Here is a 24,441-nt window from a genome sequence, read left to right as displayed (position 1 = left end):
GGGAGTGTGGGGCATCAGCGGGGGCAGCGCTGCGCTATGAGGAGGGCTCCACGCAGCCCCCGCTGCCGAAGGCGTTGTGCCATTTCTATCTTGCGGCGGAATGTGCCTTTTCTAACTGGCGGCAACATGCCCGGTGGGTGCGGTGGTCAGATCACCGCTACCTCCCATCGGTGCCAGCCCTCAACTCTCCACCACCAACCCCGCCGGCGGCACGCGGACGATGAAATGGCCCTTCACGCCCTGCGGCCATTGCGCGAACGGTACCTTGCCGTGCTCGCTGGCAGCATAGGCCACGGCATAGTCGAGGAGGGCGCGCGCGGCGTCCGCATCCGGGGTGAAGCGGCCCAGCACATAGCCGACCTTGTCCGGCGCCCGCAGGTGCACGGTGCAATGCTCGCTGCACGCGAACAGGCACGGCATCTGCTGGATCGCGATGCCGGCATAGCGCGGATCGGCGTCGCGAGCCTGCGCCAGCGCCTCCGCGAGCATGGTGCCGCCGCGTCGGCCCTGCCCGTCTTCGCGCGCGTCGGCGCTGAAGCGGCAGGTGTTGCACACGACGATTGCGGGGCCGTCTTCAACCGGGGTAAGCATCGGTATCTCCTGATAGTTCAGCGCTCGAACAGCCGATCGGCGAGCAGCTCGCGCGCCTGCCAGCCACGGCGTTCGAGTTCGGGGATTTCGGAAGGCGCCTCGGGATAGCCGAGGCACAGCAAGGCGATCAGCGTCCAGTCCAGCGGTACGTCGAGCAGCGTGGTCACCGCACCAGGATCGAGGATCGACACCCAGCCCAGGCCGATGCCGCGTGCGCGGGCGGCGAGCCACAGCGTGTGTATCGCGGTGACGCAGGAATAGCGCAGCATCTCGGGCATCGTCGCGATGCCGAGGCCGTGCCCGGCAGCCGGACGCTCGTCGCAGAATATGGCCAGCACCTCGGGCGCCTCGCGCAGGCCGTGGAGCTTGAGCGCGCGATAGGCATCGCGCCTCCCCTGCTCCGCATAGTTTGCGGCGGCGCGGGCGTTCTCTGCGTCGACATGGGCCGCCAACGCCTCGCGCAGCGCCGGGGTGCGGAGCCGCACGAAGCGCCAGGGCTGCGCATTGCCGACCGAGGGGGCAAGCGCGGCCGCTTCGAGCAGCGCCCTCAGATCCGCCGGCGCGATCGGCCGCGCAGCGAAATGTCGCACGTCGCGCCGCCAGCGCAGCAGCGTGTCGAACTGGCGATGAAACGCCGCGTCGAAGGCGGGCGCGCCGGTCAGAACTCGATCCCCTTCTGCGCCTTCACGCCCGAGCGGAACGGGTGCTTCACCTGCGTCATCTCGGTGACCAGATCGGCGGCCTCGATCAGCGCCTCGGGCGCATTGCGGCCGGTGACAATGACGTGTTTCATCGGCGGTCGCGCTTCGATCACCGCCAGCACCTCGTCGAGCGGCAAATAGTCGTAGCGCAGCGCGATGTTGAGCTCGTCGGCCAGCACCATGTCGTAGGCCGGATCGGCGATCATCCGCTTCACCTCGTCCCACGCCGTCCGCGTGACGGCGATGTCGCGGGCACGATCCTGCGTGTCCCAGGTGAAGCCCTCCCCCATCGGCTTGAACTCGACCTGGTCCGGGAAGGCATCGAACACCGCCTTCTCGCCGGTCATCATCGCGCCCTTGATGAACTGGACGACGCCCACCTTCATGCCGTGGCCGATGGCGCGGACGACCATGCCCATTGCCGCGCTGCTCTTGCCCTTGCCCTTGCCGGTATGGACGATCAGGAGGCCCTTCTCCTCGCTCTTGGTCGCCATCATCGTGGCGCGGGCGGCCTGGATCTTGCGCATCTTCTCGGCATGCGCGGCGTCGTCGCGGGTCATTGGGGAGCCTTTCGCAGGAGGTATATGTCCATGATCCAGCCCTGCCGGGCGCGGAGCGCGGCGCGGGTCGCGGCGATGCGCGGGCCGGCCTCGGCGAGCGGGCCCTGGTCCAGTGCCTGCTGGGGCATGCCCAGATAGGCGCCCCACCAGATGGTGATGCCGACGGGATCGAGCGTCTCGAATGCGCAGCCGCCGTCGAGCATCACGACGACCGTGTCCGCCTCGGGCGGCCATCCGTGACTACGCAGCAGGCGCCCGGTGGTGATCGTCACCGCACCCGCGAGCGGGTTGAGCGGGATGGCGTGCGCGGCGGTGAGCGCCTGAACGCTGGTGATGCCGGGCACCATGCGAACGCTGACGTCGGGCAGCCGCGCCGCGATCCGCAGCGTGCTGTCGTAGAGCGACGGGTCGCCCCAGACGAGCAGCGCGACCTTGCCCCCACGCGGCAGATGCGTGGCAGCGGCCGCGCGCCACGCGCCCGCGATGGCATCGTGCCAGGCGTGGACCGCCTGGACATAGTCCTCCCCTGCCCGCACCGGCATGTCGAACGCGATGATCGGCACCGGGCGCGTCAGCACCGCAGCACAGATCGCCTCGCGCAGATCGGCGAGATCGGGAGCGTTTTCCTTGCGCGGCACGAGGATGAGGTCGGCGGCGTTGAGCGCGGCGATCGCCTCGCCGGTCAAATGCGCCGGGTTGCCGGTGCCGATGCCGATCAGCTGGAGCACGATCATGCCGCCGCCGCGATCAGGTGGAAGAAGCTGCCCGTGACAGGGCCCCGGACCGATCCGGTCTCGGGGACGGCATTGCCCTCGGCATCGGCGACATCGGCCAGCGGCGCGTCGGTCTGCGAGACGATGGTCGAATAGTGGAACTCATGGCCCGTCAGCCGTGCACCCGCCGGCAGCCCCGAGACGGGCGCCCGGAGCGTTGCCTGGCGGTAGCCGAGGTGCATCCGCCGCTGGGCATGGCTGGTGACAAGCCCAAGCAGCCCGGCCATGCGGTGCGTCTCGCCGGCCTTGTCGACCAGCGCCTCGCCCAGCACCATATAGCCGCCGCACTCGCCGTGCACCGGTCGGTGCTCCGCATGCGCGCGTAGCCCGGTGAGAAACGTCGCCGCCGCCGCGATGGTGCCGGCGTGAAGCTCGGGATAACCGCCGGGAAGCCAGACAAGGTCGGCATCGGCATCGGGCGCTTCGTCGGCCAGCGGCGAGAAAGGCAGCATCTCGGCCCCTGCCCGGCGCCAGCCTTCGAGCAAATGCGGGTAGAGGAAGGAAAAGGCCGCATCCTGCGCGATGGCGATGCGCTGGGCGGGCGGGATCGGCAGCACGACCGCAGTATCCGTACGATGCGATTTCGATGCCGCAGCGGCCTGAAGCGCGCCGAGGTCGACATGGTCGCGGAGAAACGCGGCATAGTCGCCGATCGTGCGGTCGAGATCCGGATGCTCGACGGCCTGCACCAGCCCCAGGTGCCGCTCCGGCAGGACCAGATCGGCGCGACGCGGGAGTGCGCCTAGCACGGGTATGCCGGCCGCTTCCATCCCCGCGCGCACCAGCCGTTCATGGCGCGGGCTGGCGACGCGGTTGAGGATCACCCCGGCGAAGGGCACGCTCGGGTCGAGCCGGGCAAAGCCCAGCGCGGTCGCCGCTGCCGACTGAGCCTGGCCCGATACGTCGACCACCAGCACCACCGGCCAGCCATAGCGTCGCGCCAGATCCGCGGTGGCACCCGTGCCGCTCGCTCCTGCCCGCGCGACGCCGTCGAACAGCCCCATCGAGCCTTCGGCCAGCACGAGGTCACACGCGCCCGCCTCGGCTGCCAGCGCGTCGAGCAGGCTCGCGTCCATCGCCCAGCTGTCGAGATTGTACGAGGCGCTACCGCTCGCCACGCGGTGGAAGGCCGGGTCGATGTAATCGGGTCCGTTCTTGAACGGCGTGACGGCAACGCCGGCCTCGCGCAGCGCGCGGAGCAGGCCCAGCATCACCGTCGTCTTGCCGGTACCCGAGGCGGGCGCGGCGATGATCAGGCCGGGCACGCTCATTCGGCGCTGCCTGCGAAGCGCGACGAGGCGTCCTGCGGCCGGAAGCGCCGATCATAGCCGGCGGCGTAGAGGCTGCTCTCGGCGAAACCCTCCGCCGCCAGCACCGGGCCGACCAGGATCAGCGCGGTGCGCTCCATGGTTCCGGCGACCGCTGCCTCGATCGTCGCCAGCGTCGCGCGGACGATCCGCTCGTCGGGCCAGCTCGCCCGCCAGACCACTGCGACCGGGCAATCCGCGCCATAGGCAGGCAGCAGATCGGCGACGAGCGTCGCGAGATTGTGGATCGACAGGTGGATGGCCAGCGTCGCGCCGGTCGCGGCGAAGTTGGTGAGGCTCTCGCGCGGCGGCATGCGGCTGGCCCGGCCCGGCGTGCGCGTGAGGACGAGCGACTGGCCGAGCTCGGGCAAGGTCAGCTCCGCCTCGAGCGCCGCGGCGGCGGCCGCGAAGGCAGGCACGCCGGGGGTGATCGTGAACGGGATGCCGAACGCCCGCAGCCGACGCAGCTGTTCGCCCATCGCCGACCAGACCGAGAGGTCCCCCGAATGGAGTCGTGCGATGTCCTGGCCGGCGGCATGGGCGGCGACGATCTCCGCCAGGATCGCGTCGAGGTCCATCGGCGCGGTGTTCACGATCTTGGCACCCGGCGGGCAATGCGCGAGGATCGCCTCCGGGATCAGCGATCCGGCATAGAGGCACACCGGGCTGGCTGCGATGAGATCGCGGCCGCGCAGGGTGAGCAGGTCGGGCGCGCCGGGGCCGGCGCCGATGAAATGGACGGTCATACGGGGGCTCCTTCGGCGATGGCGCAGGTCGCCATGCGATCGGGGGAAATCTGTCGCGTGACGAGCAGGCGGGCGCCGGGTCCGGCGGCGGCGAGCGCAGCGGCCTCGGCGACGCTGCCGGTACCCCGCGCGGCAAGGCTGGCGGGGGAGCGGGTGGGCGTGGCGACGCCCGCCACCGCATCGACGACGATCGTCGGCAGCCCAAGCGCCGCCAGCAGCGGCAGCTTGTCGGCGAGCGTCGCGACATGGGTGACCGGCGGCGCCCCCGTCTGCGCCAGTGCGAGCGCCGAACGCAGCGACGCGGCGGTAGCACCGCTGCGATAGCCGAAGCCGGCGACGATCATCGGGTGACGCTCCACTGCACGACCGGATAGCGTGATCGCCAGCCGTGGCGGGTGCCGAGGGGTGCCGCATCGGCCAGCTCGATCCGCAACAAGCTCCCGCCCTCGGCCCCGTGCCACGTGGCGAGCAAGGCCTCGGACTCGAGGGTCACCGCATTCGCCACCAGCCGTACACCGGTGGGTAGCCGTGCCCACAGCGCTTCCAGCAACGCCTGCGACAGGCCGCCCCCGATGAAGACCGCATCGGGAACGCCCTCCGGCAGCACGGCCGGGGCGCGGCCCGGCACTACGCGCAGGCGATCCACCCCGAGCCGAGCCGCGTTGGCACGTGCACGCTCGGCGCGCACGGGATCGGCTTCGACGGCGATCGCGCGATTGGCGGGATGCGCGAGCAGCCATTCGATCCCGATCGAGCCCGAGCCGGCACCGATGTCCCACAGCAACTCCCCTGCGCGCGGTGCGAGCGCGGACAGGGTAAGCGCCCGCACCGGCTGCTTGGTGAGCTGGCCGTCGGACTCGAACCAGCCATCGGGCCGCCCGTTGGCGACTGGCAGCACCGCCCCCGCCCCCGCCGGCTCGATGCCGATGCAGACGGGATGCGCGATGTCCTCCCAGGCGAGCGTGTCGGCGCGCACCGATCGTACCCGCTCGCGCGGACCGCCGAGCGCCTCCAGCACGTGCAGCGTCGAGGCGCCGAACCCCTCGCCCGCCAGATAGGCTGCCAGCGAAGCCACTGCAGCGCCGTCGCGGACCGTTACCAGCAGGTGCTGGCCGGGCGCGAGATGCGGCCGCAGCAGGCCGAACGGCGCGGCGTGCAGCCCCAGGCACAGGGTATCCTGAAGCGCCCAGCCCAGCCGCGATGCCGCCAGCGCGAAGCTGGAGGGCACCGGGTGCGCGGTCCACTCTTCGCGGGCGAGATGCGGGGTGACGCTGGTGCCCGCGCCGAACCAGAAGGGGTCGCCCGAGGCAAGCACCACCACCCGGCGACCGCGCTCGGCGAGGAGCAGCGGGATGCCCTCGGCAAAGGGCGCTGGCCATGCGCGTGCTTCGCACCTAAGTGCCGGCAGCAACGAGAGGTGACGTGGGGCGCCGATGACCAGTTCGGCCTTTTCCAGCGCCGCGCGGGCGGCGGCGGACAGGCCGTCCGCGCCGTCCTCGCCCAGTCCGATGATGGTGAGCCAGGGAAGATCAGCCATGCCGAACGTCCTGCTGCTGGGTGGCACCACCGAAGCGAGCGCGCTGGCGCGGCTGCTGGCCGATCGAGGCGTGACCGCCACGCTGAGCTATGCGGGCCGTACCGAGGCACCGCGAGCGCAGCCGATCCCGGTGCGGGTGGGCGGCTTCGGCGGCGCGGACGGACTGGCCGCGTACCTGCGCGAGGCGCGCGTGACGCATCTGGTAGACGCGACCCATCCGTTCGCGGCGACGATGAGCGCCAATGCGGTCGCGGCGGCGCGGAATTCGGGCGTCCCGTTGCTCGCGCTCACCCGCCCCGCCTGGATGCAGGTGCCGGGGGACCAGTGGATGCGCGTCGCCGATATCGAGGGAGCGGTCGCTGCGCTCGCCGGTGCTCCGCGCAGAATCCTGCTGGCGCTCGGCCGCATGCACGTCGCCGACTTCGCGGCGATGCCGCAGCACCATTATGTCCTGCGCTTCATCGATGCGCCGGCGGTGCGGCCGGTTCTTCCGCACCACACGCTGATCATCGATCGCGGCCCCTTCACGTTCGAGGGTGATCGGGCGCTGCTGGAGACGCACGGTATCGATCTGGTCGTCTGCAAGAATGCCGGCGGTAGCGGTGCGGAGGCCAAGCTGGTCGCCGCGCGCGCGCTCGGCATCCCGGTGCTGATGATCGACCGCCCGGCGCTGCCGCCCCGCACCGAGGTGACCGATCCGGCGGCGGTGCTGGAGTGGCTGGATCATGCCCCCGCTCCCACCGAGCGCGGGGTGTAGAGGATCGGCCGCGCGGTACCCTCGATCCAGCGCGTCTGGCTCGAGCCCAGGATCACCATGGTGCGCATGTCGGCCATCTCGGGCGTAGCCCTGCCGAGGGGCACGATCCGCAGCGCTTCCTCCGGGGTGGAGACTGCGCGGGCGAACAGGATCGGGCGGTCCGGGCCGCAGACCTCCAGCAGCAGTTCCAGCACGCGCGCGAAGCCGTGCGGCCGCGCCTTGGAGCGCGGGTTGTAGAAGGCCATTGCGAAATCGGCTTCGACGGCGAGCCGCAGCCGCTTCTCGATCAGCGCCCAGGGCTTGAGATTGTCCGAGAGGTTGATCGCGCAGAAATCATGGCCGAGCGGCGCCCCTGCCCGCGCGCTGGCGGCGAGCATCGCGGTGATCCCCGGCAGCACGCGGATGTCGAGCCCGCGCCAGGCCTCCGGCCCGGCTTCGAGCGCCTCGAACACCGCCGCCGCCATCGCGAACACCCCGGGATCGCCCGAGGACACGACCACCACCCGCCGCTTCTGCGCCGCGAGATCGAGCGCGAGCGCCGCGCGGTCCAGTTCCACGCGATTGTCCGAGGCATGCAGCGTCAGCCCCGCGCGCGGCGCCACCCGCGCGACATAGGGGATGTAGCCGACGACATCGGTCGCTTCCGCCAGCGCTGCGGTGACCTCTGGCGTCACCAGCGCTTCGTCTCCGGGTCCCAGCCCGGCGATCGCCAGCCAGCCGCTCATGGGCGGCGCCCCCGGCCATGGATGAGCAGGATCGAGAAATAGGGCGTGACGCTGGTCGCCTCGGCGAGCGGTGTTACCCGCTGCTCCGGCATCGCCGCATGCTCGACCAGCCAGGCCTCGGCCTCGCGCCCCGCCGCTGTCACGGCGCGGCGCAGCTTGCCGAGATTGCGGCCGATCTTCATCACCACCAGCGCGTCGGTATCGCGGATGCGGCGGACGAGTTCCGCCTCTGGCAGCGTCGCCATCGCGATCGTCAGCACGTCGTCGCCCCAGGTGATCGGCTGGCCGGTCGCGTTCCATGCCCCCGCCATGCCGGTGATCCCCGGCACGACCGCCACCGGCACCTGGCCCGACAGCCGGGAATGGAGGTGCATGAACGAGCCGTAGAAGAAAGGGTCGCCCTCGCAGAGCACCACCACGTCCTCTCCGGCGCGCGACAACGCCAGCAGCCGCGCGGTGCATTCGGCGTAGAAGGCGGACAGGCAGGCATTGTAGCGCGGGTCGCTGACCGGGATCTCGGTCGTCACCGGATATTCCATCGGCAGCTCGATGGCGTCGGGCCGGAGCATGCCCTCCGCGATCCGCCGCGCCTGGCCCGACCGCCCCGCCTTGCGGAAATAGGCGACATGGCGGGCGTCGCGCACCAGCCGGTCGGCGCGAACGCTGAGCAGGTCGGGCGCGCCGGGGCCGAGGCCAACGCCGTGGATCGTGCCCAGGCTCATTCGGCGCGGCTCGCCAGTGCGTTGACCGCGGCGACGGTGATCGCGCTGCCCCCGAGCCGCCCCTCGACGATGCAGCACGGCACCGGCGGGGCGGCCCAGAGCGCCGCCTTCGATTCCACCGCGCCGACGAACCCCACCGGGCAGCCGATGATCGCGGCCGGCCGCGGACACGTCGGATCCTCGAGCATGTTGAGCAGATGGAACAGCGCGGTCGGTGCATTGCCGATCGCCACCACTGCGCCAGCCAGATGCGGCCGCCAAAACTCCAGCGCGGCAGCCGAGCGCGTATTGGCCATTTCCTGGGCGAGCGCCGGCACATGCGGGTCGTGCAGCGTACAGATCACGCGATTGTCGGCCGGTAACCGCGCGCGCGTGATCCCTTCCGATACCATCCGTGCGTCGCACAGGATCGGCGCGCCCTCGGCCAGTGCCGCCCGGGCCGCCTGCACGAAGCCGGGCGAGAAGCAGACATAGGGCGCCAGCTCGACCATCCCGGCCGCGTGGATCATGCGCACGGCCACGGGCTCCTCGTCGGGCGAGAAGCGGGCGAGATCGGCCTCGGTGCGGATTGTCGCAAAGGACTGGCGGTAGATGGCGGTGCCATCGGTTTCGTAGTGATAGGGCATCAATCGGTTCCGAAGAGGGTAAGCAGCGCGCCGGGACTGAGACCGGCATGGGTGGACGACGCACCGGCGCGAGCATCGAAGGCAAGATCGAACCGGCCGTCCCGGCCCGTCGCCACCACGTCCGCCGCCTGCGCCAGCGCGCAGCCCTTCGCACAGCCCGAGACGTGCAGCCGGCCGGAGACCAGCGGCGCGAGCTGGCGCGCCAGAGCTCGCGTCTCGACGCTCGCCTGCGGGCAAGCCGGCGCACCGACACAGGCATCGGTACGCAGCAGCGGATCGGTAGGGTCGGTGATGAAGGCGGCCTCGCGCAGCCCGGCACCTTCCACTAGGAGGCTGCGCCACGGCGTGATCCGGACGCCTGCCGCCCATGCCGCGCACGCGTCCGCCAGCACCCTCGCGTCCACTTGTCCGAAAGGCACGCCGAGTGATGCGCCCAGCGGGTGCAGCCCCGGCGCAATCGGGTTGGCCGGGGCTGCGGGTGCGATGCGGTCGCTCGCCCAGTCCGGGAGCGGCGCGACATGGCGCGCCATGCGCCCAGCGGCGGTACCGCCGGTATCGATGAACCAATGCGCCAGCCGGACGAGCGCGTCGGCTGCATCTCCGGCTGCGACGGGCGCCCCGTTGGCGCGCCCCGCCGCGCGGAGGAGGAGAGGGCCTTCGACGCCGCGCTCGATGCGGAAGTCCCCCGGCGCATCGGCCAGTAGCGGCACGGGCCCCGCGTCGACCACGACCCCCATCTTGCCCGGCAGGTCGGGCAGCGTGTCGAGCGCGGCAAGCAGATCGCCGGCGATGCGATGGGTGTCGTCGCCCGCCTGCCAGTCGGGTGCGACCAGCAGGTTGCGGCGTTTCTCCCTTGCCGGATCGGCATCGACAAGGTCCAGCGCAATCAACCGCTCGACCAGCGGGAGCCAGCGCGCTTCGGTGACGCCGCGAATCTGTAGATTGCCGCGGCTGGTCAGGTCGATCAGGCCGTTGCCAAGCGTCAGCGCCGCGTCGCACAGCCCGAGCACCTGCGAACGGGTAAGCCGCGCGAGCCGGGGCTTTACCCGCACCAGCAGCCCGTCACCCGCCGCCATGGGCCGCCACGCATCGGGACACCAGCCACGGACCTGGAAGCCGCTCATGCCGCGCCGCCAAGGGATGCGAGGATGGAGTTGCGACGGGTCTGCCAAAGTCCAGCGGCGTGCAGCGCTGCGAACCGCGCCTCCATCGCCGCCAGTGCCGCCGGGTTCTCGCGGGCGAGGAAATCCAGCACCTCGGGCTGGCCGAGCGTCGCATCGTGGTAGAGGTCGAACAGCTGCGGCGGCACCGCACCTGCGAGATGCGCGAAGGCGCCGAGATGATCGAGCGTCGCCGCGATCTCGGCCGCGCCGCGAAAGCCGTGGCGGCGCATACCGGCGATCCAGCCCGGGTTCGCCGCGCGCGATCGGACGACGCGGGCGATCTCTTCGGTCAGCGGCCGCGCCACTGGGCGCGCCGGGTCGCGTGCGTCGAGGTGGTAGAGTGCCGCCGTTCCGCCACGCATCGCTTTGGCGGCGGCAAACCCGGCTTCGTGTGCGGCATAGTCGGCCGCGAGGAGCAAATCGGTTTCGATCAGGTCCTGCAGATGCACGAACACATCCGCATCGGAGACCCTGGCGCGCAGCCCCTCCGGATCGGCCTGGGGCTCATGCCCGTCGAACGCATGGTCCGATGCGGCGAGCCACGCCTCGCCTGCCGCATGCCGCGCCTCTTCGGTATAGGTCTCGACCGCATCACCTATGCCGAGGCCGTAGCTGCCGGGACGCGGGCCATAAACGCGCGCACCGGCATCCTTCCCGGCGAACGGGTTCCATTCGGGTGCTTCGTCACGCGCCGCCAGTGCTCGCACGGCCTGGCCGAACAACTGCGGGAGTGTCGGGAAGGCATCGCGGAACAGGCCCGATACGCGCAGGGTCACGTCGATCCGCGGGCGGTCGAGCATCGCGATCGGCAAAATCTCGACGCCCGTCACCCGCTCGGAGGCAGGGTCCCAGATCGGTGCGGCCCCGAGCAGGTGCAGCGCCATCGCGAACTCCTCGCCGGCGGTGCGCATCGTCGCCGACCCCCACAGGTCGACGACCAGCCCATTGGGATAGTCGCCATGATCCTGCAGGTGGCGGCGGATCAGTTCGTCGGCGAGAACGATGCCCTGCGCATGCGCGGCGCGGCTGGGTACCGCGCGCGGATCGATCGTGTAGAGGTTGCGGCCGGTCGGCAGCACGTCGGTGCGCCCGCGGAAGGGTGATCCGGACGGGCCCGCTGCGACGCGCTTGCCCGCCAGGCCCGCAAGCAGCCCGGCGCGTTCCGCGTTCCCGCACGCGCCGCGACCGAACACATGCAGCCCGTCACCAAACTGGCTTTCCTTCACGTCGCAGACGAACCGATCGATGCGGGTGATCGCCTCGGCGCTGCTGGTGGCACCGTCTAGCCCCAGTTCCGCCTCGAGCCCGACCGCGCGGGCTTCGTCGCGGATCGTGGTCTGGAGACGATCGCGACGCGCCGGATCGAGGCCCACGGCGTTGGAAAATTCGTCAAGCAGCGCTTCGATCCGGCCAAAGCCGGCGCCGGTCCCCGCGGTCTTCAGTGCAGGCGGCAAATGGCCTATGGTGACCGCTCCGGTGCGGCGCTTGGCCTGCGCGGCTTCGCCGGGATCGTTGACGATGAACGGGTACAGGATCGGCAGACCGCCGGTGAGCGCCTCCGGCCAGCAGGCGTCGGAAAGCGCCACCGCCTTGCCCGGCAGCCATTCGAGCGTGCCATGCGCGCCGATATGGACGATGGCGTCGATGCCCTGCGCCTTCAGCCACAGGTAGAAGGCGACATATCCATGCCGCGGCACCCGCCCGACATCGTGGTAGCTGTCCTCTCGCGTCGCCGGGGCCCCGCGTTCCGGTTGGAGCGCGATCAGCAGCTTGCCGCTTTGCAATGCGGGGAAGTGGAAATGACCGTCACGGCACGCGGCATCGGCATCAGGTTCCCCCCATGCCGCGCCGAGGGCCTCCCGCAACGGCTGAGGCAGCGTCGCCAGCGCTTCGCGATAGGCGGCGAGCGGCCAGCGCAGCGTGTCGCGCTGCAACCGCTCGGCCAGGCTGTCCACCGGCTCTCCCAGATCGGCAGCGATGGCCTCGGCGGAGGCGAGCGCGTCCAGGCCGACGGCGTGCGCGAGCTGCCAAGCCTTGCCGGGATAGGTCGAGAGGACGAGCCCGATTTGCTTCTGCGCTACGGGCTTCTGCGCGAGGGCAATCCAGCCTGCGACCCGCGTGACGATCGCCTCGATCCGCTGCGGTTCGGCCCGATGCACCGTGCGCGCGAAGCCCAGCGCCTCGTCGCGCGCCTCGGCCTGCTTGAAGCTGGCGACACCGGCGAAAAGGCGCCCGTCGAGCTCGGGCAGCACGACGTGCATCGCGAGATCCGCCGGTGACAGCCCGCGCTCGGCGCTGACCCAGGCTTCGCGTGACGCAGTAGCGAGCGCGATCTGGAACACCGGCACGCCGGCAGCATCGAGCGGCGACCGGCCGTGCTCGTCGCGTGCCGAGAATGCGGTGGCGTTCACGATAGCAGCGGGGGCGAGGTCGCGCACCCATTGCTCCACCTGCGCGCGGGCGTCCGGGGCCTTGAGCGAGGGCACGAAGATCGAAAGCGTGTCGAAACCGGCGCTCTCGAACACGGCGTGGAGCGCCTCGAACGGGCCCACATCGCACGCAGCAAGGTACGAGCGGTAGAAGATGATCAACACCAGCGGCCTACCCGACCGCCGCCATGGGCATGCCTCGGGGATCCGCAACGCCGCATCGCCGGGCTGGCGATCGGGCGGACGAAAAGCGCCAAGCGCGGGGTGCCAGACACCGAACGCTGGCAGCGGGGCGTAGGGCAATGGCTCGACTGAAGGCAGCCGCGCCATCGCCGCCAAAACGCCCAGGGCGGCGCGTGCCGCCGCGGCCCCGCCCGCATCACAGAGCCGCGCGAGGTCTCGCAAGACTTCGACCGGTACCGTCGACGCCGCATCCAGCCGTTCGTCCGGACGGCCATCCGCCGGCAACACCGCCAGCGCGATCCCGCGTTCGCGTGCCCGCGTCTCCACCTGCTGCAGGCCGTAGCTCCAATAGGGCATGCCGCCGATCAGCCGGATCAGGATCGCCTTCGCGCCCGACAAGGTCCGCTCGACATAGGTGTCGACCGATAGCGGGTGCATCAGCTCCGCGAGGTTCGCCAGCCGCAGCGAGGGCAGCACGTCGCGATGGCCATGCCATGCCGCCGCGAACGCGCCGAGGTCGCTGTCGGAAAAGGACAGCACCACCAGGTCCGCGGGAGCCTGCCCGAGGTCCTGGGGCGCGGCATTTTCCTCCAGCCCGTGCGTTTCGCGGAACAGGACGTGCATGGCCCCTGTGCCTCAGCCCGCCAGCACCGCGCGGAACGCTGCGGGATCGACATGGTCGTGCTCGGCGATCGCCACCAGCGCGGTGCCGCGCGGCTCGCCGGGACGCCAGGGGCGGTCATACTGGTGCCGCACCCGGCTGCCGACCGCCTGGACCAGCAGCCGCATCGGCTTGCCCGTTACCGCCGCATAGCCCTTCACCCGCAGCACCTTGTGCTCGCGCGCCAGTTGTTCGATGCGGGCGACCAGCTCGGCCGGATCGGCGATCTCGCCGAAGGTCACGACGGTGCTGTCGAAATCCTCATGCTCGTGATCGTCGGCGCCGTCATGATGCGAGGGGCGCGCGGCGAGGTCGTCCTCGGCGGCGGCGCCCAGCCCCAGGATCACGCGCGGGTCGATCGCGCCTTCGCGGATCTCGACCACCGGCACCGGCCGCGGCGCCTCGGCGGCGATCACCGCGCGGGCGGCAGCGACGCCCTCGGGTCCTGCCAGATCCACCTTGGTCAGCAGCACCATGTCGGCGCAGGCGAGCTGGTCCTCGAACACTTCGGCAAGCGGCGTCTCATGGTCGATTCCCGGATCGGCCGCCCGCTGCGCCTCCAGCGCCACCAGATCGGGCGCGAACCGGCCTTCGGCGACCGCTTCGGCATCGGCCAGCGCCAGCACGCCGTCGACGGTGATGCGGCTGCGGATCGCCGGCCAGTCGAACGCCTTGAGCAGCGGCTTGGGGAGCGCAAGACCCGAAGTCTCGATCAGGATGTGGTCGGGACGAGGCTCGAGTGCCAGCAGCCGCTCCACCGTCGGGATGAAATCGTCGGCGACGGTGCAGCAGATGCAGCCATTGGCCAGCTCGACGATGTTCTCGGCCGGGCAATCGGGGATCGCGCAGGACTTCAGGATCTCGCCGTCGACGCCGAGCGTGCCGAACTCGTTGACGACTACCGCTAGCCGCCGCCCTTCGGCATTCTGGATCAGGTGGCGGATCAGCGTCGTCTTGCCGGCGCCGAGAAAGCCGGTGACGATGGTAACGGGGACCTTGGCCAGGTCGGTCATGCATGTCTTCCCCCGCGCCCGAGCGAACACACGGCGGGGCTTGCCAGACGCATGTCCGGCCGGCGCGCGACGACGGGCGGGCGCGACAATCGCCCGGCACCACGCGACCGTGCAGCCCCAGCCGCACAGCTTCGTCGCTCGAACGGAAGCAAGACCGTGCCGCGGCCATCCCCTGGACCAAGGCAAGAGCGACCGTAGCGCCGGCAGGTCTCCTGGCTTGCGGGTCACGGCACGCTGCACGCCTTCCCAGGCCGTGTCGGCCCAGTGGCTGCCCCTCGGCGGAGGCCAGTGCATCGCGCTATCCGCTCACAGTTGCAGGGACAGCCGCGGATTTGGGGAGCAGCCTCCCCGCACCGCATTCCCGATTAAGCCCCATGTCCGGGGCACCGGCGCGATCATATCGAAGGCTGGAAAGCCTTCTAGGACCGCTCTAGACCCGCACCTCGATCTCGTCCAGCCTCTGCCAGCGATAGATGGCGAAGCTGATCAGCCAGCAGGCGACGAACAGGCCGATGATCGCGAAGCCGAGGCCGTTGAAATGCGCGCCGAGATCGGCGGCGAGCCCGAACGCCCCGCCGGTCCAGCCCATCTTGTCGCCGATCAGCGCCAGCGTCTCGATGCCCCCGATCACGATCGCGACCAGCGCGGAGATCAGCGTGATGGTGACGTTGTAGTAGAGCTTGCGGATCGGCTTGACGAACGCCCATTGATAGGCGCCGAGCATCACCACCCCGTCCAGCGTATCGACCAGCGCCATCCCTGCCGCGAACAGCGCCGGCAGCACCAGCAGCGTGCCGAGCGAGACGCCGTGCGCCGCCTGACCCGCCGACATGCCGAGGATCGCCACTTCGGTCGCGGTGTCGAAGCCCAGCCCGAACAGGAATCCGAGCGGCGCCATGTGCCAGCTCTTGCTGACGAGTCGGAACATCGGCCCAAACAACTTCGACAGCGGCCCGCGCGAGGCGAGCAGCAGGTTGAGGTCGTCCTCGACATAGGCGCCGCCCGCGCGGACGTGCTGGAAGGTCTTCCACACCGATCGCAGGATAATCAGATTCATGCCGGCAATGGCGAACAGGAACAGCGCCGAGACGCTGGTGGCGATCACCCCGCCCACTTCCCGGAAGGCCCCCATGCCCGCCAGAGCGCCGGTCGCGAGCGCGATGCCGGCCGAGGCGATGGCGATGATCCCGGAATGCCCGATCGCGAACCACAGCCCGGTGGCGATCGGCCGCTGGCCGTCGTTCATCAGCTTGCGGGTGACGTTGTCGATCGCGGCGATGTGATCGGCATCGACCGCATGGCGCAGCCCCAGCCCCCAGGCGAGCAGCGCAGTGCCGAGCATCAGCGGCTGGGCATGGAACAGGGCGAAGGCCCAGCCCCCGGCGGCGAGATTGGCGGCGATCAGCAATGCGAACAGCAGGGCCACGCGCGCACGCAACGGCAGAACGGACAAGACAGGACACTCCGGCGGCGTCGTGCGACCAGGCCGGGGCCACCGCGAGCGGCCGATCGCGCATCCCGGCCGGACGCTTGCCAAGCGACCGGGCCACGCAACCGCGAACGGCCCCAGCCGCTCATGCGCCGCTCAGACGGAGTACACCGTGCCGCGGCCATCCCCTGGGCCAGGGCAAGAGCGACCGGACGCCGGCAGGTCTCCTGGCTCGCGGGTCCCGGCACGCTGCACGCCTTCCCAGGCATCTCCGCCCAGTGGCTGCCCCTCGATTGGAGGCCAGTGCATCGCGCTATCCGCTCACAGTTGCAGGGACAGCCGCGGATTTGGGAGCGAGCTCCCGCACCGCATTCCCGATTAAGCCCCCGTCGGGGCACCGGCGCGATCAGGCGCTGGTGGTAGGCGAAGCCGGGCGGTGGATCAACCGCCGGTCCGCGCCGGTACACAGAAAATGCAGCGCCGACACCATGGTCAGCCCGCCCACCGCGAGCGCGGCCGCATAGCAGCAGGTAATGAAGAAGGGCAGCCAGCGCACCTCCGGCGCGCCGAGCGCATGGACGAGCAGCAGCGCCACGCTGCCGACATAGCCCGAGGCATCGGCGATATAGATCAGGAACCCGGCATTGGCGGCGGTGCCGATCGTCGCGATCATGCGATCGAACAGCATCGCGTTGAACGGGGTATAGGCGAGGTAGAGCCCCGCCCCCGCCACCGTCATCCAAGGCAGCGGCGCGAGCAGCCCCGCCTGGAAGGCGAGCGTCGAGCCGCCCAGGCAGAGCGCGCCGAGCAAGATCAGCCCGTGCATCGCCAGCAGCGCGCGCAGATTGTCGCGGATCAGCATCAGCAGCGCGAGGGCCGCGAGCGTGAGCAGCGCGATCGGCAGCTCGCTCGCCGAGAATATCGCCGCCTCACCGCCATAGCCGAGCGCAGCCCACAGCTCGCGCGCGAAATTGTCGCGGACGTCCCGCAGCGCCGTGAGCAGCACATAGCCGAGCACGAGCAGCACCAGCGTCGCGCCGTGTGCACGCAGGAACGCGGCGCGGTCGGCGGCCTGCATCGGCACGCGAACGGTGCGCTCCGCCTCGTCGCACGCGTCGGGCGGCGGCAGGCGCTCCAGCTGCCACAGCGCGGTTAGCAGAAACGGCACGAAGGCCAGTCCGGTCGCCGCCGGCATCCACTGTTCCGCAACCCCCGCCTCCATCAGCAGCGCCGCCACCGACTTCACTACGCCCGAAGACAGGATGAAGCTCGCGCACAGCATCGCGCCGAGCAGTTCGGATACGCGGCGCCCCTCGACATAGCTGAACACCAGTCCCCAGATCAGCCCCAGCGGCAGGCCGTTGAAGAACAGGCAGGCGACGTTCCACGGCGCCGGGATCAAGGCGAAGAGGATCAGTGCGAGCCAAGACGCGCCAATGAGCGCAAGGATCATGCGCGCCCGCCCCTGCCGCCCGGATTCGGAGATGACGCGGACGCCGATCAGCTTGGACAGCGCGTAGCCGACCACCTGCGCGATCAGCAGCGCGGTCTTGTAGTCGATGGCGGAGTGCCAGCCCGCCACATCGGCATAGCTGGCCACGGCGAACGGCTTGCGGAAGGCATACATCGCGAAATAGGCGCTGAACGCCGCGAGCCCGCCCAGGAAGAGCGTAAATCCCGACGTGGTCCGCGCGGCACCGCGCGCGCCATCACCGTGCATTGCGATTCCCCATGAAGCGCCGCGCTTGTGACGGGCCTGCGCGACAGCTTCATGACATCGAAATCAGGCCTCGATCACCAGGGGCGGACGCGAAGGGCCTCCGCTTCCGCGACACAGCTTTGTGCATCGGGGCGCGGCGCGGTATTGCGCAGCCGCGCCGCTTCCTGCCGCGCCGCCGCGAGATCCCGCTGGTAGGCGGGCGAGGTCTGCAGCACCGCGAACACCGAGGCGCCGGCCATGTAGCCGGCTTCGACCGCGCTCTTGCTGTGCGACCCGCAAATCGCCCGGCTCTCGCCATAGGCACGGCCGCGCGCGAGGATCGCAGTCGCCTTGTCGGGCATCACCTCGGCGAGGATCTGCGCTTCCAGCCAACCATTGGCGGTGTGCCCCGACGGGTAGTCGCCATTGCTGGCGAGATGTGCGGTCTTGGCCTCGCAGATCGGGCCGTCCTCGCGCAGATAGGGACGCGGCACTTGGTAGGCAGCCTTCACCCTGCCGACGACCGGGCCCGTGCCTGCGCGATCGAGCAGCCGGGCAAGTGCCGGCGCAGTCTTGACGTCGAGCACCATCCCCATCGCGCAGGCGTTGCGGCGCAGCGGATCGTTGGTGACGTCGTCGGTGGCGATCCGCCAGCGCGGGGTGCCCTCCAGCTTCCGCGTTGCCCGGAACACCGCCATGTCCAGGGCAGCGCCGGGGCTGTCGAGCGCCGGCGGCGGCGGCAGGATCGCCATGCCGTCGGGATATTGGCCCGCGGCGAGGTACGGCGCCGTGTCACTCGCCTGAGGGACCGCGATGAGCAGCGAGAGCGCTGCGAAGATGCCACCGCGGATCATGCGGAGCGGCTCGGTCGGGCAGCGGCGCCCGAGGCGGAAGCGTGGAGCTGGTTGCGCATGCGGCCTCCCCTACGCTGCCGCGCGTTTTTCTGCTACGTGCTTTTACGGAAGCATGCATTATGCCGCAGGCAAGGCCGATCCGGGCAAGGTGCACGCACCTGCACATGGGGGCGACGTGGACATATCGCTTCAGAATAACATCTTGGAGCTTGTCGCCAAAGGCGCCGATCTTGCCTCGGTCACCGATCGGCTGTGCCGCGAGGTGGAAGTGCGCCTGCCCGATGTCCGTTCCATGATTCTTCGGGTAGATCTCGCCGGGCGGCTCCATCCCGTTGCCGGCCCAAGCCTTCCGGAACGCTATCTGGAGGCGGTCGACGGGATGATGATCGGCCCCAAGGTCGGCTCGTGCGGCGCCGCTGCCTATCACGGCGAGCCGGTCGCGAGCATCGATATCGAGACCGATCCCAACTGGGCCAAATATCTCGACCTGACCCGCCCGCTGGAGCTGCACGCCTGCTGGTCGAACCCGATCACGAACGCCCGCGGCGAGGTGACCGGCGTCGTTTCCTTCTACTATCGCGTGCCGCGCGGGCCCACGCCGATGGAACGGCGGATCATCCAGGTTTGCCTGCACCTGTGCGCGATCGCGATCGAACAGGATATCTGGCGCGCCAAACACGTTCGTCGCGCGCAACTCGACGGGCTCACCGGCCTGCCCAATCGCTCGGCCTTCACCACCTCGCTCAGCGAGCTGGATTGCAGCGAGCCAGGGGCCTGGGGGTTGATCCTCGTCGACCTCGACAATCTCAAGATCGTCAACGACACGTTCGGCCATGCCGCGGGCGATGCGTTGATCATCCACGCCGCGCGGCGCCTGTCCGAAGCCGCCGCCCCCGATCGCGCCTATCGCCTCGGCGGCGACGAATTCGCGGTGCTGGTGCAGAGCCCAGCGGCGCTCGCCGACCCGGCCGAAGCCGCGCGCATGCTGCTCGATGCGCTTGCCCAACCGATCGAGGATGGCGAACGCAACGTCGTCCCCCGCGCGACCGCCGGCGGCGCGCTGATCGGCGAAAGCGAGACGGCCGAACAGGTGCGGCTCAATGCCGATCTCGCGCTCTACCATGCCAAGGAAACCGCGCGCGGCAGCTTCGTCCGCTACGTGCCCGGCATCGCCACCCGCATGGCCCGGCGGCTCGATGCGATCCATGCGGTGGAGCGCGCGCTCGCCGAGAATCGACTCCTCCCCTATTACCAGCCGCTGTTCGACCTGAAGACCGGCGAGATCCTCGGCTTCGAGGCGCTATGCCGAATGCGCACCGAGGACCGCATCGTCTCCGCCGCCGAATTCTTCGAGGCAACCACCGACGGCAAGGTCGCCGGTGCGATCACCGCACGCATGCTCGAACGCGTCGCCGCCGACCTGCGCCACTGGTGCGACCTCGGCATCGCGCCGCCGCATGTCGGCATGAATTTCTCATCGAGCGACTTCCACGGCGCCCGGCTGCGCGAGATGATCCCAGAGACGCTGGCGCGGTACGGCGTGCCGCTGCACCATCTGGTGCTGGAGATCACCGAGACGGTGTATCTTGGCCAGGGCGACACCGTCGTCGCCGATACGCTGCGCTGGTTCCGTGCCCAGGGGCTGCTGGTGGCGCTCGACGATTTCGGCACCGGCTATGCCTCGCTCACCCACCTGCTGACCATGCCGGTCGACTTCATCAAGATCGACAAGAGCTTCACCGACCAGCTGCTGCAGAACAGCGCCAGCCGCGCGATCGTCGAGGGCGTGCTGCACATCGCGCAGGAGCTCGACATGCGGGTGATCGCCGAAGGGGTCGAGACCGAGCTGCAGGCAGAACGGCTGCGCAGCATCGGATGTGCCTATGGCCAGGGGCACCTCTTCTCGCCCGCGGTCGGGATGGAGCGCGCGACCGAGATCCTGCGCGCGGCGAAGATCCCGCCGCTCTCGCCCACGCGCGGTGCGGCCGGAACGGCATCCGACACGGCACTGCTTCACTGAAGCTGCGCCGCGACGACCAGGCAGCTTTCAGGCTGCCTTGACCGAATTCGCCGCCTGCTCGTCCAGCAGCTGGTTGAACCGCTCGACATAGGGCTTGAACCACTCTGCCTTTTTCAGATCGTCGGCGGTGTTGATACCGTGCAGCTTGCTGGTGATCTGCGGGTCGGTCTCCTTCGCCTTGGTCATGGCTTCGACCAGCAGGCTCAGCATCTTGTCATCCGGATTGGTGCTCGCCGAAATGTCGCCGAACACCGACTTGCTCTGCTCCTCGCCCAGCGTGACCCGCGCGGAAGCCCGGCCTAGCTGGCTGCGCACGCTCGTATCCTTCGCCGCCTCGCCGTCATACACGCGCATGACCTCTGCGCGATCTTCCGGCCGAACGGCCGAAAGCCCCATGCCGATATAGGTGTTATGCAGTTCGGGCGACCCGACATAGCCGCCAGCGCGGAAGTGATCCTGCCACTGCGTCGCCATGACAGCCAGATTCTTCTCTTCGTCGGAGAAGGTGCCACTGGTGTCGGCAGCGACCAGCGCCATCGAGCGGGTATCGAGATCGCCGATCATCGCGTAGACATATTCGCTCGTGTTCTTGTTTACATCCGCCCCGATGCGCGCCGTCTTATCGTCGAACCGTGCCCGCACGTCCTTCAACACCTCGGCATCGTTCAATCCCGCCGAACTGCTGACCCGCGTAGGGTCGCTGATCCCGATGGCGAATTCATGCGAGGAGAAGCCCTCCAGGGCCGGCACGAACATCTCCTAGACGGACGGCGCCTCGTCTTTGGGCTTGGCGGTCTCAGGCTTGTCGGATTGCGCTGCGAGCAGCGCATTCGCCGTGTCGGACGCGAGCTGCACGCCGCGCGGGTCGGCTGCTGCCGCCGACGGCTCCACTGCCGCCGGCGTGGCCTCAGCAGCTTTGGTGTCATTACCCACGGGCGCAACGGTGGCTACGCCGGCAAGATCGGCGGCCTGCGGCAACGGACGGATCGAAGACATCAACTTTCCCCTCGAAGATGCTCTATTCCAACACCTATCCTCATATGCGGGAATTCGGCGCCGACGTCCTCTCTCGCAAAAGAATTTCAATCGTTGCGAGTAAAGCTACGGTTCTCCCGCGTGCGGGGCAAAAAACGGGCCGAAGGATCGTGCCTCCGGCCCAGTGCTTTCCTCCCCAGGAAAGTCAGAAACGGGTGCGCAGCGTGATACCGTAGGTGCGCGGCTCGGCGAGATAGGCCGAGAAGAGCTGGCGGCCGCCCGGATATTTGGGATCGGTGAACGGCGCGGTGGCGGCACCCTCCTGGAAGGGCGAGTTGAACACCACCTGGGTGTAGTTCTGGTTGAAGATATTCTGTCCCCAGAACTCGATCGCCCAGCGCTCATCCTTGCCGCGGATGCCGATGCGGCCGTTGACCAGCGTGAAGCCGTCCTGGATCTTCTGCGGGAACAGGTCCGAGCCGGTATTGAAGTCGCCGGTCATGCGCGCGTCGAAATAGATCAGCCCGCTGAGGCCCGAGCTGCCGAGCGGCGGCGTCCAGGCCACCGATGCGGTGCTGACGATCTCCGGCGCGTTGGACAGCTGCTGCCCCGGCAGCAGTCGAAGCGCCTGGTCGAGCGGTGCGCCGGCGTCGCTGCCGACCAGCTGGTCGCGATAATGGGTATCGGCATAGGTCAGGCCCAGTCCGACGCGGAAGTCGCGCGCCGGCACGATCGAGGCTTCGAGCTCGACGCCCTGCGACACCACGCCGTAGCTGACGTTCGAGGACGAGCAGGCCCCGGTGGTGGACGCCGCGGCGTTGAAGTTGGTCGCGGTGCTGAACTTGCTCTGGTCGCGATCGCCGCCGCCCAGGCTGGCGGTGCAGCCGTTGATGTTCTGCACCAGGAAAACGGTGCCGTTGAAGGTGTTGAGCTGGAAGTTCTTGAACTGCTGACGGAAGGCCGAAAGGTTCAGGCTGAACTTCCGGGTCGAGTATTTCAGCCCGATCTCGAAGGCGTTGTTGGTTTCCGGCGCGAACTGGAGGTTGGCGGTCAGCGCCTGCGCGCCGCCCACTGCCGCGAAGGGCAGGATCGGCACTTTGAGCGCCGACTTGTCGAGGTTGAACCCGCCCGCCTTGTAGCCGCGCGAATAGCTGCCGTAGAGCAGCAGGTCGTCGGTCGGCTTGTAGGAGAGGATCGCGGTGCCGGTGAACTGGTCCTCCTTGCGGGTATCGCTGATCGCAACGCCGTTGAGCTCGGCGGTGGAATTGCCCTGGCAGGACAGGCCGAGAATGCCGTCGATCGTCGCGGTGAGCGAGGCGACCGAGCGGAGCGGCAGCAGCGACGTCTGGTTGGCGACGCAGGCGGTGTTGTCGTTGCCGAAGGTCGCGTTCAGCCGCTTGCGCTCATTGGTGTAGCGCAGGCCCAGGGTAAGGTCCAAGCCTTTGGTGACGTGGAAGATATTGTGGGTGAACAGCGCCCAGTTGCGGCTGTTCTGCTTGAAATAGTCGCGCGTCGTGCCGCGATCGTTGATTCCGTCGAGCCGGTCGAACGCCGCATAGATCAGCGGGCTCGCGGCACCGAACAGCGCCGGCCGCGCGGCAAGGCAGCCCGCCGCTGCCGGGTTGTAGAGGGCGGCGAGCGCGCTGCCCGAGACGATCCGGCAGGTGGCGAAGCGCCCATACTGGCTGCCGAAGCGGAGATTGTCGACGAGCGTCAGGTCCTCGTTGGCGAAATAGCCGCCGACCAGCCAGTCGAGCTTCTCGTTGAACGCGGTACCGTTGAGGCGGAGCTCTTGGCTGAACGTCTCGAACGCGCGCGAGGAGTCCGCATTGGGGGCGCGATAGAGCAGGTCGACCGCGCTGTAATCGGTGTCCGCACCCTGGCTGGAGAAATAATTGCGATAGCCAGTGATCGAGGTGAGCTTCACATTGCCCAGGTTCCAGTCGAGCTGCACCGAGCCGCCCCAATCCTCGGTGATGCCGCCATAGCTGCGCCCCCGAGAGACATAGAGATCGCGGCTATACGGATTGCTGAACGCCGCCATCGGCTGGCCAAGATCGCGCAGCACCCGGACGATGTTGTTCGCGGTCGGGCTGTTCAGGCTGCCAATATAGGGGTTGATCGAGGAATCGACATAGACCGCGCCGCAGCATTCTTCGTTGCGATGGGTATAGTCGCCGATCACGCGGATCTGGATGTCGCTGGTCGGTTCGAACAGCAGCTGGCCGCGCAGGAAGTAGCGATCGCGATTGTTGACGTCGCGATTGTTGGTGACGTCGCGGTAAAAACCGTCGCGCTTCATGTAGACGCCGTCGAGCCGGCCCGCCACGGTGCTGCTCAGCGGCACGTTGACGAAGCCCTGCAGGCGGATTGTCTCGTAATTGCCATAGGTCGCCTCGGCCCCCGCCGAGAAGATCGACTCCGGCTTCTTCGAGACGATGTTGATGAGGCCGGCCGAGGCATTGCGGCCGAACAGCGTGCCCTGCGGCCCGCGCAGCACCTCGATCCGCTCGAGATCGCCGAGCTCGCTGAGACCGATGCCGGAGCGAGAACGATAGACGCCGTCGATGAACACCGCGACCGAGCTTTCCAGGCCGGGATTGTCGCCGACCGTACCGATCCCTCGAATACGCGCGGAGCCATTGGCTTCACTGCCCGTCGAGGAGACCAGCAGCGACGGCGCGACCTGGTTCAGCGCGCGGATGTCGTTGGCACCGGTCTGCTGCAGCGTCTCGGCGCTGACCGCAGAGACCGCCAGCGGAACGTCGGCCAGCGCCTGGGCGCGACCCTGCGCGGTAACGATGATCTCGTTGTCGGACTGGACGGCTCGCCCGGCGGCGTCCTGCTGTTCCTGGGGTGTTTCCTGCGCGAGCGCGGGCGCTGCGAGCGCCATGACGAGTGCCGGCACTGCACAGGCCGACATAAGGCGTAGCCGCATATCTTTCCTCTCCACCGAGGTTGGAGCTGTGG

22 protein-coding genes and 2 riboswitches are annotated in these 24,441 nt (G+C 69.3%); of the genes, 2 read left to right on the top strand and 20 right to left on the bottom strand.

Annotated features, from left to right (window positions below; all coding sequences use genetic code 11):
• Positions 1 to 180: 180 nt before the first annotated feature.
• The 8 genes from CA234_RS17240 to cbiE are packed head-to-tail and all read right to left on the bottom strand — an operon-like array spanning position 181 to position 6,215.
• Positions 181 to 591 carry a DUF1636 domain-containing protein gene (locus tag CA234_RS17240; RefSeq protein ID WP_125973697.1) on the bottom strand — a complete coding sequence of 137 codons (411 nt, stop codon included), beginning with the start codon at positions 589 to 591 and terminating at the stop codon, positions 181 to 183.
• Between the two features lie 17 nt (positions 592 to 608).
• Positions 609 to 1,253 (bottom strand): 5,6-dimethylbenzimidazole synthase, encoded by a 645-nt coding sequence (gene bluB / locus CA234_RS17235; protein WP_125973795.1) that lies wholly within the window; start codon positions 1,251 to 1,253, stop codon positions 609 to 611.
• Positions 1,250 to 1,852 carry a cob(I)yrinic acid a,c-diamide adenosyltransferase gene (gene cobO / locus CA234_RS17230; RefSeq protein WP_125973699.1) on the bottom strand — a complete coding sequence of 201 codons (603 nt, stop codon included), beginning with the start codon at positions 1,850 to 1,852 and terminating at the stop codon, positions 1,250 to 1,252. Before cobO ends, bluB begins: the two co-directional genes overlap by 4 nt.
• The gene (gene cobF, locus CA234_RS17225) at positions 1,849 to 2,586 is read right to left on the bottom strand and encodes a precorrin-6A synthase (deacetylating) (RefSeq protein WP_126002322.1); all 738 of its coding nucleotides are present in this window, start codon (positions 2,584 to 2,586) and stop codon (positions 1,849 to 1,851) included. The genes cobO and cobF overlap by 4 nt, the downstream gene beginning before the upstream one ends.
• Positions 2,583 to 3,896, bottom strand: coding sequence for a cobyrinate a,c-diamide synthase (locus CA234_RS17220; protein WP_125973703.1), 1,314 nt, complete (start codon positions 3,894 to 3,896; stop codon positions 2,583 to 2,585). Before CA234_RS17220 ends, cobF begins: the two co-directional genes overlap by 4 nt.
• A complete protein-coding gene (cobM, locus tag CA234_RS17215; RefSeq protein ID WP_126002321.1) occupies positions 3,893 to 4,678 on the bottom strand; it encodes a precorrin-4 C(11)-methyltransferase in 786 nt (261 codons plus the stop codon). The genes CA234_RS17220 and cobM overlap by 4 nt, the downstream gene beginning before the upstream one ends.
• A complete protein-coding gene (locus CA234_RS17210; RefSeq protein WP_125973707.1) occupies positions 4,675 to 5,022 on the bottom strand; it encodes a cobalamin biosynthesis protein in 348 nt (115 codons plus the stop codon). Before CA234_RS17210 ends, cobM begins: the two co-directional genes overlap by 4 nt.
• Positions 5,019 to 6,215, bottom strand: a complete 1,197-nt coding sequence (gene cbiE, locus CA234_RS17205; protein WP_125973709.1) for a precorrin-6y C5,15-methyltransferase (decarboxylating) subunit CbiE — start codon at positions 6,213 to 6,215, stop codon at positions 5,019 to 5,021. Before cbiE ends, CA234_RS17210 begins: the two co-directional genes overlap by 4 nt.
• Here cbiE and CA234_RS17200 point away from each other — a divergent pair.
• A complete protein-coding gene (locus CA234_RS17200; RefSeq protein WP_126002320.1) occupies positions 6,214 to 6,972 on the top strand; it encodes a cobalt-precorrin-6A reductase in 759 nt (252 codons plus the stop codon). The genes cbiE and CA234_RS17200 overlap by 2 nt on opposite strands.
• Here CA234_RS17200 and cobJ read toward each other — a convergent pair.
• The 9 genes from cobJ to CA234_RS17155 all read right to left on the bottom strand — a co-directional run bounded on the left by cobJ (position 6,939) and on the right by CA234_RS17155 (position 18,476).
• On the bottom strand, positions 6,939 to 7,697 hold the full coding sequence (cobJ, locus tag CA234_RS17195) for a precorrin-3B C(17)-methyltransferase (RefSeq protein WP_126002319.1): 759 nt from the start codon (positions 7,695 to 7,697) through the stop codon (positions 6,939 to 6,941). The genes CA234_RS17200 and cobJ overlap by 34 nt on opposite strands.
• The gene (gene cobI / locus CA234_RS17190) at positions 7,694 to 8,419 is read right to left on the bottom strand and encodes a precorrin-2 C(20)-methyltransferase (RefSeq protein ID WP_126002318.1); all 726 of its coding nucleotides are present in this window, start codon (positions 8,417 to 8,419) and stop codon (positions 7,694 to 7,696) included. Before cobI ends, cobJ begins: the two co-directional genes overlap by 4 nt.
• Positions 8,416 to 9,045, bottom strand: coding sequence for a precorrin-8X methylmutase (locus CA234_RS17185; protein ID WP_126002317.1), 630 nt, complete (start codon positions 9,043 to 9,045; stop codon positions 8,416 to 8,418). Before CA234_RS17185 ends, cobI begins: the two co-directional genes overlap by 4 nt.
• The gene (locus tag CA234_RS17180; RefSeq protein WP_126002316.1) at positions 9,045 to 10,169 is read right to left on the bottom strand and encodes a cobalamin biosynthesis protein CobG; all 1,125 of its coding nucleotides are present in this window, start codon (positions 10,167 to 10,169) and stop codon (positions 9,045 to 9,047) included. Before CA234_RS17180 ends, CA234_RS17185 begins: the two co-directional genes overlap by 1 nt.
• Complete coding sequence (cobN, locus tag CA234_RS17175) at positions 10,166 to 13,444, bottom strand: cobaltochelatase subunit CobN (protein WP_125973721.1); 3,279 nt, start codon at positions 13,442 to 13,444, stop codon at positions 10,166 to 10,168. Before cobN ends, CA234_RS17180 begins: the two co-directional genes overlap by 4 nt.
• Positions 13,445 to 13,456: 12 nt before the next feature.
• Complete coding sequence (gene cobW, locus CA234_RS17170; protein WP_125973723.1) at positions 13,457 to 14,494, bottom strand: cobalamin biosynthesis protein CobW; 1,038 nt, start codon at positions 14,492 to 14,494, stop codon at positions 13,457 to 13,459.
• 184 nt (positions 14,495 to 14,678) lie between these two features.
• Positions 14,679 to 14,900, bottom strand: a riboswitch (cobalamin riboswitch).
• Between the two features lie 24 nt (positions 14,901 to 14,924).
• Positions 14,925 to 15,911, bottom strand: a complete 987-nt coding sequence (locus CA234_RS17165) for a HoxN/HupN/NixA family nickel/cobalt transporter (protein WP_241213558.1) — start codon at positions 15,909 to 15,911, stop codon at positions 14,925 to 14,927.
• 211 nt (positions 15,912 to 16,122) lie between these two features.
• Positions 16,123 to 16,340, bottom strand: a riboswitch (cobalamin riboswitch).
• Positions 16,330 to 17,643, bottom strand: a complete 1,314-nt coding sequence (locus tag CA234_RS17160) for a DUF5690 family protein (protein ID WP_206431227.1) — start codon at positions 17,641 to 17,643, stop codon at positions 16,330 to 16,332. It overlaps the preceding riboswitch by 11 nt.
• Before the next feature lie 74 nt (positions 17,644 to 17,717).
• Complete coding sequence (locus CA234_RS17155; protein ID WP_126002315.1) at positions 17,718 to 18,476, bottom strand: phosphatase PAP2 family protein; 759 nt, start codon at positions 18,474 to 18,476, stop codon at positions 17,718 to 17,720.
• 112 nt (positions 18,477 to 18,588) lie between these two features.
• On the opposite strand from CA234_RS17155, the gene CA234_RS17150 reads away from it, so the two are divergent.
• A complete protein-coding gene (locus tag CA234_RS17150) occupies positions 18,589 to 20,496 on the top strand; it encodes an EAL domain-containing protein (RefSeq protein ID WP_241213555.1) in 1,908 nt (635 codons plus the stop codon).
• 27 nt (positions 20,497 to 20,523) lie between these two features.
• Here the strand turns inward: CA234_RS17150 and CA234_RS17145 are convergent, their stop codons facing one another.
• From CA234_RS17145 to CA234_RS17135, 3 genes are all read right to left on the bottom strand, one after another.
• Entirely contained in the window at positions 20,524 to 21,246 is a 723-nt protein-coding gene (locus CA234_RS17145; RefSeq protein WP_126002314.1) for a hypothetical protein, read from the bottom strand.
• Between the two features lie 9 nt (positions 21,247 to 21,255).
• Positions 21,256 to 21,492 carry a hypothetical protein gene (locus CA234_RS17140; RefSeq protein ID WP_125973729.1) on the bottom strand — a complete coding sequence of 79 codons (237 nt, stop codon included), beginning with the start codon at positions 21,490 to 21,492 and terminating at the stop codon, positions 21,256 to 21,258.
• 184 nt (positions 21,493 to 21,676) lie between these two features.
• A complete protein-coding gene (locus CA234_RS17135) occupies positions 21,677 to 24,409 on the bottom strand; it encodes a TonB-dependent receptor (protein WP_125973731.1) in 2,733 nt (910 codons plus the stop codon).
• Positions 24,410 to 24,441: the final 32 nt, after the last annotated feature.

The organism is Sphingomonas sp. ABOLE (assembly GCF_003950455.1).
Taxonomy (GTDB): Bacteria; Pseudomonadota; Alphaproteobacteria; order Sphingomonadales; family Sphingomonadaceae; genus Sphingomonas; species Sphingomonas trueperi.
This window is presented reverse-complemented; position numbering and strand designations above follow the sequence as displayed.